Origin of the sequence: Pedobacter hartonius (genome assembly GCF_900107535.1) — a bacterium.
GTDB classification, from domain to species: Bacteria; Bacteroidota; Bacteroidia; order Sphingobacteriales; family Sphingobacteriaceae; genus Pedobacter; species Pedobacter hartonius.
Window position 1 is genome coordinate 100,638 of record NZ_FNRA01000003.1, and the last position, 13,179, is coordinate 113,816.

Genomic DNA, 13,179 nt, shown 5'->3' on the forward strand with positions numbered 1-13,179 from the left:
ATACTTATATCAGTATGGCAGCAGCTCTTTTAATCCCCGCAACCAGTAAATCTACTTCATCAGTAGTATTGTAAAATGCAAATGAGGCACGGCAGGTTCCGGGAATCCCGAAGAAATCCATCACCGGCTCTGTGCAATGATGGCCCGTGCGGACAGCAATTCCCTGTTTGTCCAGCAGTTCACCCAGGTCATACGGGTGTACGCCTTCAATCAGAAAGGAGATCACGCTTGCCCGTTCCTCAGCCTTACCAATAAACTGAATACCTTCCACTTCGGCAAGTTTCGCCAGCGCGTAGGTCAGCAGTTCATGTTCAGCCTCGGCTATCACATCCAGCCCAATGCTGTTGACGTATGCTATGGCAGCTCCCAGTCCGATAGCACCCGAGATATCAGGTGTTCCGGCCTCAAATTTATAGGGAAGCGCGTTATAGATCGTTTTTTCAAAAGTTACCGTTTTGATCATATCCCCGCCACCCTGGTAAGGAGGCAGTGCGTTCAGCCATTTCTCCTTGCCATACAATACGCCAATCCCGGTTGGGCCGTAGAGTTTGTGTCCGGAGAAGGATATGAAATCTACGTCCAGTTCCTGCACATCAAGGGGCATATGCTGTATCGCCTGTGCCACATCCATTAATACAGGAATATTTTTCGCATGTGCCTGTCTGATCAGTTCCCTTGCAGGATTAATTGTACCCAGTGAATTGGATACATAAGTGAAAGAAAGCAGTTTCACGCTTTCATCCAGCAGCTCCGGCAAAAGTTCCATTTTCAACACGCCGTTCTCATCCATGGGAATGACCTTCAGCGTGGCTCCTTTTTCCTCACAGATCATCTGCCAGGGCACAATATTGGAGTGGTGCTCCATTGCAGAGATCAGGATACTGTCGCCCTGATGCAAAAATTTCTTTCCAAAGGAAGAAGCAACCAGATTGATACCGTCAGTAGTTCCCTTCGTAAAGATCACCTCATCACTGCTCGCCGCATTGATAAATGCAGCTACAGTATGGCGTGCATTTTCATAGGCAGCGGTAGCCTGCTGGCTCAGCGAGTGTACACCGCGGTGAACATTACTGTTATATCTTTCGTAATACTCTTCGAGCACCTTCAGCACCTGTACAGGTTTTTGCGTGGTGGCCGCATTGTCAAGATAGACCAGTTTCTTGCCAAAAACCTCAGTTTCCAGTATAGGAAAGTCTTTCCTTATATCTTCAATCGCCAATTTTCCCATGGTTGCTCAGATTAAACGACAGATGAAAATGAATTTTCCATCTTGTTGTAAATTAAAGATTGTACGTATTCCTTCAGCACTTCATTACCGATCTTCTGCGTTACGTCAAACATAAATGCTTCTACCAGTAATTTACGGGAGGATTCTTCACTGATCCCTCTTGCACGCAGGTAGAATAAAGATTCAGGATCAAACTGTCCTACTGTACAACCATGGCTGCATTTCACGTCATCAGCATAAATTTCCAGCTGTGGTTTTGCAAATACCTGTGCCTTATCACTTAGCAGCAGGTTGTTGTTTTGCTGGAATGCATTCGTTTTCTGTGCAGGACGCTCTACAAAAACTTTACCATTAAAAACAGCTTTACCATTATCCAGCAATACACCTTTATAAACCTCATTGCTTTCACAATGCGGAAATTTATGATGGATAGCCGTATGGTTATCGGTTAATTGCTGACCGCCTACAAGGTAGAGGCCAAACAAATGAGTCTCGGTCTGGCTGCCGTTAAGCTCAATTTCGAGGTTATTACGGATCAGCTCTGCACCGGGCAGGTTAAACGTAAAGTTATCGTAACGGCTGCTGCGTTCCTGCTGCACCTGGTTATAGGTGATCAGTCTTTCATCAGGAAGATTGTCCTGAATGTTATATTGTATCAGCTGTGCATTTTCTTTCAGGTCTGCCTGCGTAACACTGTTCAGTATGGCGCGGCTGCCATTTTTGATAAAAATGCTGGACTCGATCAGTTCGGCCTTTGCATTTTGATTGACAACAATCAGGTGCCTTGGCTGAAAGAACATATGCTCATCTGCCGAATACAGGTTCACAATCTGAATGGGCTTATCCAATACTACGTTTTTATGAACTTCAAGGAAATACCCGTCAGTAAAAAGAGCAGTATTTAAAGCCAGCATCCTGTTGGTTTCTGAGGCATCAAGTGCTGCATGATTTTTAAATGCAGGCGTCTGGCTGATGCTCTCCGTTGTATGGACGGTTACCGACTGTGCATCCGGTAATACCGAAAGTGCCGGCTGGATGGTACCGTTCAGTAAAACCAGCAGGTAGGCATTCAGGCCTGGAATAGTTGCTTTGTTCAATGCAGATATCACCGCATTTTCTTCAGCTTCTGCTGCTGTGAAAGTAAAATCGTCCGTTAAAAAAGGGCTGAGATTGGTAAATCTCCAGTCCTCATCTTTAAGTGTAGGAAAACCCTTGGCCCTGAACAAGTCAAAGGCGGCAGTCCTTATTTCCGATAAATCACCACTTGTACCAGCTGCGCTTCCGGAATTTTCAAATTCCGCGATCAGCTTGTCGTACAGTGGAGCTGTCAATAGATTTACCATGTTATTTAGTATTTATTGATTCCTGGCCCTGAAGTTCTTCTTTCAGCCAATCGTATCCTTTTTCTTCAAGCTCCAGCGCCAGTTCTTTGGTTCCTGAACGGACGATCTGTCCATTGTATAAAACATGCACAAAGTCAGGCACGATATATTCCAGCAAACGCTGATAGTGGGTGATCAGCACGAAGGCGTTATCCGCAGAGCGAAGTTTATTGATTCCGTTGGAAACGATCCTTAACGCATCGATATCCAATCCTGAATCGGTTTCATCAAGAATAGACAATTTAGGGTCAAGCATGGCCAGCTGGAACACTTCGTTCCTTTTTTTCTCTCCGCCAGAGAAACCCTGGTTCAATGAACGGTTCGCCAGTTTGGCTTCAAATTCTACCAGTTCCTGTTTTTCTTTTGTCATTTTCAGGAATTCCTTAGCCGAAAGCGGCGGCAGGTTACGGTGAATACGGATCTCACTTAATGCTGTTCGTAAAAAGTTAATATTAGATACCCCCGGAATTTCTACCGGGTACTGGAATGCAAGGAATACACCCTCACGGGCACGTTCTTCAGGTTTCATATCCAGCAGGTTTTTTCCGTCCAGCCATACTTCCCCTTCGGTCACTTCGTAATTCTCGCGGCCTGCAAGTACTGAGGCCAGTGAGCTTTTACCAGAACCGTTGGGGCCCATGATTGCATGTACTTCGCCGGCATTCACTTCCAGGTTAATCCCTTTTAATATTTCCTTTCCTTCAATATTAGCATGAAGATTTTTTATTGATAACATATTATGGTTTGTTTTTATGATTATCCTACACTACCTTCCAGTGTAAGAGAGAGTAATTTTTGCGCTTCTACAGCAAATTCCATGGGCAGCTGGTTGAGCACTTCTTTTGCATAACCGTTAACGATCAGTGCAATGGCCTGCTCAGCATCAATACCACGCTGGTTTAAATAAAACACCTGGTCTTCACCTATCTTCGAAGTGGTGGCCTCATGCTCTATCGTTGCTGTATTATTTTTTGATTCGATATAAGGGAAAGTATGTGCACCGCACTGATCGCCGATCAGCAGGGAATCACACTGGGTAAAGTTACGTGCATTCTTAGCCTTGCTGCCCATCTGCACCAGGCCACGGTAACTGTTCTGGCCTCGTCCGGCAGAGATCCCTTTGGAGATGATCCTGCTTTTGGTATTGGCACCGATGTGGTGGATCTTGGTTCCGGTATCTGCAATCTGCATGTTATTGGTTACTGCAACGGAGTAGAATTCACCTGAGGAATGGTCTCCCTGCAGGATCAGGCTTGGATACTTCCAGGTGATGGCCGAACCTGTCTCTACCTGTGTCCAGGAGATCTTGGAATGATCACCACGGCAGGCACCACGTTTGGTTACAAAATTGAAGATTCCTCCTTTTCCGTCCTTATCACCAGGATACCAGTTCTGTACAGTAGAATATTTGATCTCTGCACCTTTCAGTGCAATCAGCTCTACTACTGCGGCATGCAGCTGATTTTCATCACGCATAGGCGCTGTACATCCTTCCAGGTAACTTACGTAACTATCTTCGTCGGCAATAATCAGCGTACGCTCAAACTGCCCTGTATTCTCGGCATTAATCCTGAAATAGGTAGATAACTCCATCGGGCAGCGCACTCCTTTAGGGATGTACACAAAAGACCCGTCTGAAAAAACCGCTGTATTTAAGGAAGCAAAAGTATTATCCGTATGCGGAACTACCGTACCCAGGTATTTCTGTACCAGCTCAGGATGGTTTTTTACCGCTTCACTGATGGAACAGAAGATGATCCCCATCTCATTCAGGTGCTCTTTATAGGTAGTACTGACCGAAACACTGTCAAATACCACATCAACTGCCACACCGGCAAGTTGTTTCTGTTCAGACATCGGGATGCCCAGTTTCTCAAAAGTACGCAGCAACTCAGGATCTACCTCATCAAGCGAAGCATATTTAGCCTGTTTTTTTGGGGCAGCATAATAAGAGATCGACTGAAAGTCGATATCCGGCATTTTAAAGTTTTGCCATTGCGGCATTTCCTGTTTCTGGAAAGCCTTAAATCCTTTCATTCTCCAATCCAGCAGCCACTGAGGCTCATTTTTTTTAGCAGAGATAAACCGAACAGTATCTTCATTGAGTCCAACTTCCGAAATATCCATATCAATGTCTGTGACAAAGCCAAACTCGTATTCCTTGTTTGCCAATTCATCTAGCATCATATCATCTTTTTCCATCATTATCCAATTTAAGGCTTATTGCTTCTTTAAGGCTTATCGCTTCCTTTAAAAAAGTATTGAATAAGCACGTTACAAAGATAACCAACAGCAATAATAAACCAAGGAATTACTTTGTTTATTACCATCTAATTACAATAATATGTACAATCACAGCACTTTATTTCCGCCATTTTCCCTTATTTAAAATGATTATCGAAAACTGAGTTTGTTTTTATAAATACTCATCATAGATTTACAACGTTATTCAAACTGTAAATCAAAGAATCTATTAAATGAACATTAAAACTAAAACCTGCCGCCGCGCCGTAGTCAGTACCTTTCTGATCATCGGTGCAGCGTCCATTAGCCCCGCCTCCGCACAGGAAAAACAGAATGACCCCCAGATGAAGATCTACCGGTCTACCGCAACAAAAATCAACGACCTCATCCATACCAAACTGGATGTCCGTTTTGACTATAAAAAACGGTATATGTACGGGAGGGAATGGGTGACTATCAAGCCCCACATCTACGCTACTGACTCCCTCCGCCTGGATGCACAAGGCATGGATATCAAGACACTGAGCATCGTAAAGAACGGTAAAAACATCCCGCTCAAATACAAATACGACAGCCTTACACTCGCCATTCAACTGGACAAAGAATACAAAAACACCGAAAACTATACGGTATATATCGAATACACTGCCAAACCCAATGAACTGAAAGTACAGGGCAGCGCAGCAATTACTGATGCCAAAGGCCTTTATTTCATTAATCCCGACAGCACGGAAAAGGACAAACCGGTACAGATCTGGACGCAGGGCGAACTCCAGAGTTCATCTGCCTGGTTCCCGACAATCGACAGGCCCAACCAGAAAACAACAGACGAGATCAGCATGACCGTACCGGGCAAATATGTAACCCTTTCTAACGGGCGCCTGGCCTCACAAAAGAAAAATGCCGACGGCACAAGGACAGACACCTGGAAAATGGAACTGCCTCATTCCCCCTACCTGATGATGATGGCTGTCGGAAATTTCAGTATCTACAAGGACAAATGGCGTGATAAGGAAGTAAGCTACTACCTCGAACCCAAATACGCAGCATACGCCAAAGAGATCTTCGGCTTCACCCCTGAAGTCATTGAGTTTTACTCAAAGATCCTGGGCGTTGATTATCCATGGAATAAATATTCCCAAATCGTTGTCCGCGATTACGTTAGCGGTGCAATGGAAAATACGACAGCAACCCTGCACGGCACCTATGTACAGGGTACCACCCGTGAACTGGCAGACCGTTACTACGATGCCGGAAGGAGTACAATCGTGCATGAACTGTTCCACCAGTGGTTCGGTGATTATGTAACAGCAGAAAGCTGGAGTAACATCACTGTGAATGAATCCTTTGCGAATTTCAGCGAAACCCTTTGGGCAGAACATAAATACGGACAGGACAGTGGTGATGAGCATAACAATGAAGCCCTGATGGGTTACCTGAAGACTCCCGGAGATGAGAAAAAAGACCTGGTACGTTTTCACTACCACGACCAGCAGGATGTTTTTGACGCCGTATCTTACCAGAAAGGCGGCAGGATCTTAAATATGCTGCGCCATTACCTCGGCGCCCCCGCCTTTTTCAAAGGACTGAACATCTACCTGAAAACAAATGCCTTTAAAAATGGCGAAGCACAACAGCTGCGCCTGGCCATGGAAGAAGCAAGCGGAAAAGACCTGAACTGGTTCTTTAACCAATGGTATTACGGTGCCGGCCATCCCCTGCTGGAGATGAGCTATAAATGGGACGAAACCTCGAAAACCCAAACGGTATATATCAACCAGACACAGGAAGGCAAAGCATTCCAGCTGCCAATGGCAGTGGATATTTATTCCGGCGGCAAAAAGGAACGTCACCAGATCATGATGACTGCCAAATCGGATACGCTCACATACAAACTTGCCAGCCAGCCAAACCTGGTCAATGTAGATGCAGAAAAAATCATCCTCAGTAAAAAAACTGACCATAAGTCAATGGAAGAGTTATTGTTCCAGTACCAGAATGCACCGCTGTACATGGACAGGCTTGAAGCAATCGAAGCTGCAACGGCAAAACCAGCAGACCAGAGCGCACAAAAGATCCTGCTTGCTGCCCTGCAGGATAAATATTACGGCCTGCGCCTGAAAACCCTGAATGCAATTGACCCGACCAATACAACGCTCAGCAGCGCTGCAATGCCAACCATCCTTAAACTGGCAAAAACAGATGACAATAACCTGGTGAAAGCCGCTGCCATAACAGTGATCAGCACTTCAAAAGGCGGCGAACAACAGCTGGCATTGTATCAGGAAGGCCTGAAAAGCCAGTCCTATGCCGTAGCCGGCGCCTCATTAGGTGCAATGGCAACCCTGAAACCTGAGGAGGCCCTGACTTTTGCCAAATCATTTGAGAAAGAAAGCCAGGGCAATTTAACCAATGCGATCCTCAAAGTATACGCCAAAAGCGGAACCGATGCAGAGTGGCCTTTTGTATATAAAAAAATTGCAGATGCCGATCCGCAGAGCAAATTCGATATGCTGAAGGACTTCATTGGCATGACTGCACACGTACAGAACCCTGTTTATGCACAACAGGGCATCAATCTGATCAGAGACATGGGCATCAGGTTTAAAGCAAATGGTTTTGCCCCTCAGCTGATTGAAGTGCTGAACCAGATCAAACAGTTCCGTCAGAAAATGAATGACAACGCTTCAGCAGAGGTTGCTGAAGAGGCTGTTAAAAAAGTTAACGACGCCAAATAATAATACCGGTCAGATAGTTAATGTCTGACCGGTAAAAGAATTGCATCATACCGGATGGCAAGTAGCTGACCGCTGACTGGTTAAAGAAAGATCAACTCAATTGCAAAATCCTGTATACAAGATCGGGGCTGCCGGCTGCTGAAACGCAGCCGGGAAGGCCCCGATCCTGATATACAGAATTTTTTGCAACGGATATTCTCCGGGATTTTCTAAACAAGCGTGCTACCCCCCCCTACCGCATACTGTACATATACGTCTTTACAAGCCACCATGCTACAGGACAACCTTAAAAAAAGAGGTGTACTACATCGATGCCTTCTCGGCTGCGCTTCAGCAGCCGGCAGCATTGATGTAGTACACCTCTTTTTTCAGCGAAGCTTGAAGAAACTTAAGCGACATGAAATTGAAGCGACATAAAAGCCAAACGCTATACAGATAGCCGTAAAGCATGCCTTAATACACCTGCTCTTCCATGAGGAATTCAAGTTTCAGATCAGCATCCTTACAAAAACCAGGATGCACCCTCGAAGTCTGAATTACAGTACTCCGCATGGCGGTAAGCCAGCGAAACCTTGATGGCAGATCCAGCTGCCCGATAGGGCCGCTGTCTTTTGCACCGGAACAGATCAGCATCAGGCTGTCCAGATGTGCCCTGATATCGGCTATATCCAGCTTTGCCGAGAATGCCTTTAACCGCTCCCCGTCCAAAGCATAGGCAGCCTTCAGGTATTTTTTCCGGGCGCAGTACAGGATCACGCCCACATTCAGAAACTCATCACGTTCTACCCTTGGTACCACGCGAATGACCGCATACTCAAATAAGTGAAGTTCTTGCATGTTGTGCTTCGTTTACAAAAATTTCAGAACTGGCAATACGTGTTTCGAGGAACTCGGCATAGGCAGCCCGGTGTGCGGTTGCAGATTCAAATGCAGATTCGGAGGACAACCACTCTTCGGGTACCAGGCCAACAATGGCACGAATGAGTTCATTGGGCAGCAGCGCCCTGAATTCCTCGTTCACCAGTTCCAGTTCTGTGGCCCAGGGCAACAATACGTGGTCTTTGATCAGCGCAAAGGGACGTTTGGCCTGCTCCTGCCAGTTTTGCCAGGAATGGTGAAAATACAGGGAGGCACCATGATCGATCAGCCACAATTCCTTATGCCAGATCAGCATATTGGTGTTGCGGGGTGTACGGTCCATGTTCATCAGCAAACAATCCAGCCAGACGATCTGAGAGGCCAGTTTGGCATCAATCACCGTTACCGCGGGATCAAAGGTAATGGCACCCGAAAGATAATGTAATGCCAGGTTCAGCCCTATGCTGGCCTTTAACAAATCCTGTATCTCCTCATCAGGCTCCGTGCGGCCAAAAGCTTCATCCAGGCTGGCAAAGACGATCTCCGGCACCTTAAAACCCAATGCCCGGGCAATTTCTCCCCCGATGATCTCAGCAATCAGTGCTTTTACACCCTGACCGGCGCCGCGGAATTTTAACACATATAAAAAATCGTCATCTGCTTCCGCGATAGCCGGCATCGACCCGCCTTCACGCAGTGGGGTAACATAGCGGGTTACCTGAACGGTTCTCAATTGCAGTTCGTTGGTATTTATCATAAAAACTCAGTTCTCTAAATCAATGATCAACCTGTCATTAGTTTACAGCGCAAATATGAAAGAAAAAAATCAAATAAGGTGTTCGAATCGAGTAGGAAGGTAATCATTAGTTGATTACCTGTCCTCTCACACCACCGTACGTGCCGTTCGGCATACGGCGGTTCATTAAACATTAACAGTATTTAGGGCCGCTACTTCTTGAAGGAATAGTAGCCCTTCTTTCTTTAAAAATGCATCAAGCTCGCTAAACAGCGATTTCACTTCACTCAGTTTGAAGTAAGTTCCCCAGCCCTGATTGAGTTGACTTTTGATCAATGGCCACTTTGACCTGACCTCACCTGCAACCACCCGCTCATAAGCTTGATGCATATTGCTTTTACTGATAATTTCTTCGAGTAACATGTCGAACACTTTTTTTTTACTGTTTCCTTGTTTTCATCCTTCCTTCAAGATACCGCTCAGCACTCCCTGTTACCTTTCTGCTTCCACCATATTCCTCACAGGGCAGCTCTCTATCCAGAGTTTTCTGCTTTCTTTACGATCATCCCAGTTCCTGTGTCCACTCAGACGTTTAATGTTCAGCCCTTCCCTTAAAATAAAAGGTACTATGGCCCCGGCTGACTTCTGATGAACCGGACATATATCACTACATATCCTTGCTCCTTCAAGAGGCGCTTCTCTCTCCGGCAACGATTAATCAGATCTCCCCGGGTAAGAACGCAAACTTTCTCTCCATCTACCTGTCAGATCTACAGCAACATGTTTCGGATAGTTTAGGGCTTTGTTTTGTAGTGCAAACTCACCCACATGTCACTGCCTCATCTGCTTCCTGTTCGTCAGGCCAGAGATTTACCGCCGGCTTCTTTCAAATTCCTCCTCAGGGTGGACACCCTTGCCTTAAGTTAACGTTTCCCACTATCAAGGCACGTTCGGGACTTTCACCCTAGAGTTTTGCGCCCATGCCGGGCACACACTGAAAGATAGGCATATTCCTGTCCGGAATATGCCTATCTGCCTGAAGAAATTCTTTAAACCCTAAAACGTAACCTTCAGGCTTGCTACAAATGTAGCTCCCAGCTGGCTGAACTGAGATCCGTCATACGTTGTGGTAGAATATCTTCCGTTAAAGGTTAACAGGTTTGTATAGTTGAATACTGCGGCAGGGTCCTGCAGTTCCGCTTCTCCCACAGCATTTAGCGCTTTAAATTTCCATTTTGGAAGAACGTTAAAGATGTTCTGTGCATTTATGGCCAGGGTTACATTTTTCAGCAGCGTAACGGTACCACCAAGATCTGTCAGTACTTTGGTAGTGAATTTGGTATCCAGATTTTCACTTAATCCGCTTTGATGGAACGTTGTTGGGCCCACTACCGTATTGTTTAAATTGAGCGAAACCTTACCTATCCGATAGTCGCCGCCAAAGATCACTTTAGCTTTTGGCCGGGAGGAAAGCAGTAATGCCAGTTGCGTCTGGTCTACCACTGTTTGTCCTGAAGCGGCGATCAGAGGCGGGTTTTTGATTTCCAGTGCTTTGTTCTGCAAGGTATAGTTCGCCGCCACGTTCAGGCCCAGCACACCCCTTCCGAGCCTTATGTTCCTGTAACCGGACACAAAGTCGAGCCCCTGAGTCCTGGTATCGATACCATTCACAAAAAAACTAACCGCTACGATACCATTATCATTCAATACCTGGTCCAGGCCGGGTGCATTTGGATCATCAGTATGCCCTATTTCGGAGCTCAGTACGATCCTGTTTTTAACCCTGATGCTGTAATAGTCCAGGGTAATGCTAAAGTTATCTGTAGGACTCGCCCCTAATCCGGCAGTGTAGTTCAGTGACTTTTCTGCTTTCAATTTTGGCACGCCCAGTAACCTTGACTGGGGGCTGTTATTATTTACCAGCCCTTTGGTTTGTATGCCTTCACCGGGAACAAAACTTGCCTGCGCGATCTGCAGGTTAATCTGTTGCAATGAAGGTGCCCTGAAGCCGGTAGATACCGATCCGCGCAGGGTAAGCTTATCGTTTAACAGCTTATATCTGGTACTTCCTTTCCACACAAAGGCGTTTCCAAAATCGCTGTATTTTTCTACGCGGGCCGTTCCGTTGATGAGAAATTGTTTGGTGATGTCATAACTTACGTCGGCATACCCCCCAATGTTATAGCGTGTGGCGGTAAGCGCATTATTGGCGCCATAACCCGGGAAGGAGTCTGCCCCACCGGCTACATAAGAGGCCGTGTCACCGGCGATGATTGTAAAATTCTCCTGCCTGAACTCAGATCCGAACGCAATGTTCAGCTTATCGCTCAGGGCTTTGGAGATGTCTATATTACCGATGTTATTGGTGAAATCGAAACCTCCGGGCTTGAAGCTGATGGGGCTTGATGCACCGAGCCCCTGGTTAAGGGTATTGTTAACCGTATACAGCTGATGGTTTCCGCCCGTAGTAAAACTCACATCAGTTTTCCATCCGCCTGCTGTAGAACGGAACCCGGCAGTTGCATTGTAATCTTTCAGATCTCCTTCAAAGGTAGGTCCGTAACCCAGATAGGGCGTTCCGGCCTCGTGTAAAAGCCCGAAATCCGTATCGCGCCAGTAAGGGGTACGGTAATTGGCAAAACTGTTTACCTTTTTATAGATGTATGCGGCATTGTAATAGAATTCCGTATTTTCAGAAATCGGGATGGCACCATTAACCAGGAATTTTGCGGAAGAATTCTCCGGGGAGGCATTGATATTCCTGGCGTCAGGATAGGCGGATAAAAATGCGTTTACTGTACTCAGCGGAACACCAAACCCGAGGGTTGCATCGGCTTCCGCTGCCGCATCCACCTTTCCCGGCCGGTTGGCCATATTGGTGTGCTGCATATCAATTGTATAGTTCACATATCCCTTATCGCCGAAGTTCGCACCATTATTGACACTAAAGCCTACCATTTCTCCGTCTCCCTTATGCGTAATACCGGAGTTCAGCGTTACAGAACCGTAATCAAACCTGTCTTTCAGAATGATGTTCATTACGCCGGCGATCGCATCAGAACCATACTGGGCAGAGGCACCATCACGCAGAATCTCGACGCGCTTGATCGCATCAGTAGGGATTGCAGAAATATCCGCTCCGCTTTCACCCCTTCCCGGGGAGGTCTGAATATAGGTAAGTGCACTTGAGTTTTTCCTTTTTCCGTTGATGAGGATCAGCGTACGGCTGGGTCCCATGTTTCTTATTTCATAAGGGTCAAGCAATGAGGTGGCATCATTTACCGGTGTGTTTACGGTATTAAATGAGGGTACCTTTGACTGCAGGGCCTTATCGAAAGTGAGTTGGCCAGTACTTTTCAGGTCGGCCGCCCCGATAATATCAATTGGAACAGGACTATCCGTCAGCGTCCTTTTGGAAGCCCGGCTACCGGTAGACACCACTACTTCGTTCAGCTGATTGCCAGATTCTTCCAGCTGTACATCAAGAATAACCATGGTACCACTTAAAGTTACAGTCTTAACTGCTTTTTTAAAACCAACCATAGAAAAAGACAAGGTGTAGGTTCCATCAGGCAGACTAAGCGTATACCCGCCGTCAGAAGCGGAACGTGTTCCCGTCCCTCTGGAGGGAACAACAGATACACCGGGGAGCAGGCCGTTCTCATTGTCGGTCACTTTACCTTTAATAATCGTCTGAGAGTGGGAATCGATGGACAAAATCGTTAATCCAAGGACAACAAAGAAGTAAAAAACAATCTTTTCATAGATTTTTTTCATAATTGAGAGGTTTTAATAAGTTAATAACACAAATAAGTCAAAATAACGTAACCATTTTGATACAATTTAAGCATTATCAACCCAAAATACCCATCAAAAAAAAACAAAATAACTATACAATTGACACTTTTATCAAAAACAATAATTTAAAATTGATTTATTTAAAATATCATATAAATAAATAGCATATCAATATGAATACAATAAAAAATAAAT

General features: G+C 45.7%; 9 protein-coding genes. 1 reads left to right on the forward strand and 8 read right to left on the reverse strand.

All coding sequences use genetic code 11. The features are described from left to right. Positions 1-4: 4 nt before the first annotated feature. The 4 genes from BLW16_RS06480 to sufB are packed head-to-tail and all read right to left on the reverse strand — an operon-like array spanning position 5 to position 4,815. Entirely contained in the window at positions 5-1,228 is a 1,224-nt protein-coding gene (locus BLW16_RS06480; protein ID WP_090555766.1) for an aminotransferase class V-fold PLP-dependent enzyme, read from the reverse strand. A gap of 11 nt (positions 1,229-1,239) precedes the next feature. Further along, the gene (gene sufD / locus BLW16_RS06485) at positions 1,240-2,571 is read right to left on the reverse strand and encodes a Fe-S cluster assembly protein SufD (RefSeq protein ID WP_090555767.1); all 1,332 of its coding nucleotides are present in this window, start codon (positions 2,569-2,571) and stop codon (positions 1,240-1,242) included. 1 nt (position 2,572) lies between these two features. Further along, on the reverse strand, positions 2,573-3,346 hold the full coding sequence (sufC, locus tag BLW16_RS06490) for a Fe-S cluster assembly ATPase SufC (RefSeq protein ID WP_090555768.1): 774 nt from the start codon (positions 3,344-3,346) through the stop codon (positions 2,573-2,575). 20 nt (positions 3,347-3,366) lie between these two features. Further along, positions 3,367-4,815, reverse strand: coding sequence for a Fe-S cluster assembly protein SufB (gene sufB / locus BLW16_RS06495; RefSeq protein WP_217631523.1), 1,449 nt, complete (start codon positions 4,813-4,815; stop codon positions 3,367-3,369). Between the two features lie 272 nt (positions 4,816-5,087). Here sufB and BLW16_RS06500 point away from each other — a divergent pair, with 272 nt between their 5' ends. Next, positions 5,088-7,592 (forward strand): M1 family metallopeptidase, encoded by a 2,505-nt coding sequence (locus BLW16_RS06500; protein ID WP_090555769.1) that lies wholly within the window; start codon positions 5,088-5,090, stop codon positions 7,590-7,592. A 453-nt stretch (positions 7,593-8,045) separates the two neighbouring features. Here BLW16_RS06500 and BLW16_RS06505 read toward each other — a convergent pair whose 3' ends face one another. From BLW16_RS06505 to BLW16_RS06520, 4 genes are all read right to left on the reverse strand, one after another. Beyond that, positions 8,046-8,429 (reverse strand): DUF3037 domain-containing protein, encoded by a 384-nt coding sequence (locus BLW16_RS06505; protein WP_090555770.1) that lies wholly within the window; start codon positions 8,427-8,429, stop codon positions 8,046-8,048. Then, positions 8,407-9,207, reverse strand: a complete 801-nt coding sequence (locus tag BLW16_RS06510; RefSeq protein ID WP_245735151.1) for a HipA family kinase — start codon at positions 9,205-9,207, stop codon at positions 8,407-8,409. Before BLW16_RS06510 ends, BLW16_RS06505 begins: the two co-directional genes overlap by 23 nt. A 165-nt stretch (positions 9,208-9,372) precedes the next feature. Beyond that, a complete protein-coding gene (locus tag BLW16_RS06515) occupies positions 9,373-9,609 on the reverse strand; it encodes a hypothetical protein (protein ID WP_139298267.1) in 237 nt (78 codons plus the stop codon). A 633-nt stretch (positions 9,610-10,242) separates the two neighbouring features. Then, complete coding sequence (locus BLW16_RS06520) at positions 10,243-12,963, reverse strand: TonB-dependent receptor (protein WP_090555772.1); 2,721 nt, start codon at positions 12,961-12,963, stop codon at positions 10,243-10,245. Positions 12,964-13,179: the final 216 nt, after the last annotated feature.

What these genes read in the sequence shown, in the direction of transcription:
- BLW16_RS06480 (WP_090555766.1), bottom strand. Translation starts at nt 1,228, where the DNA reads ATGGGAAAATTGGCGATTGAAGATATAAGGAAAGACTTTCCTATACTG.
- sufD (WP_090555767.1), bottom strand. Translation starts at nt 2,571, where the DNA reads ATGGTAAATCTATTGACAGCTCCACTGTACGACAAGCTGATCGCGGAA.
- sufC (WP_090555768.1), bottom strand. Translation starts at nt 3,346, where the DNA reads ATGTTATCAATAAAAAATCTTCATGCTAATATTGAAGGAAAGGAAATA.
- sufB (WP_217631523.1), bottom strand. Translation starts at nt 4,815, where the DNA reads ATGATGGAAAAAGATGATATGATGCTAGATGAATTGGCAAACAAGGAA.
- BLW16_RS06500 (WP_090555769.1), top strand. Translation starts at nt 5,088, where the DNA reads ATGAACATTAAAACTAAAACCTGCCGCCGCGCCGTAGTCAGTACCTTT.
- BLW16_RS06505 (WP_090555770.1), bottom strand. Translation starts at nt 8,429, where the DNA reads ATGCAAGAACTTCACTTATTTGAGTATGCGGTCATTCGCGTGGTACCA.
- BLW16_RS06510 (WP_245735151.1), bottom strand. Translation starts at nt 9,207, where the DNA reads ATGATAAATACCAACGAACTGCAATTGAGAACCGTTCAGGTAACCCGC.
- BLW16_RS06515 (WP_139298267.1), bottom strand. Translation starts at nt 9,609, where the DNA reads ATGTTACTCGAAGAAATTATCAGTAAAAGCAATATGCATCAAGCTTAT.
- BLW16_RS06520 (WP_090555772.1), bottom strand. Translation starts at nt 12,963, where the DNA reads ATGAAAAAAATCTATGAAAAGATTGTTTTTTACTTCTTTGTTGTCCTT.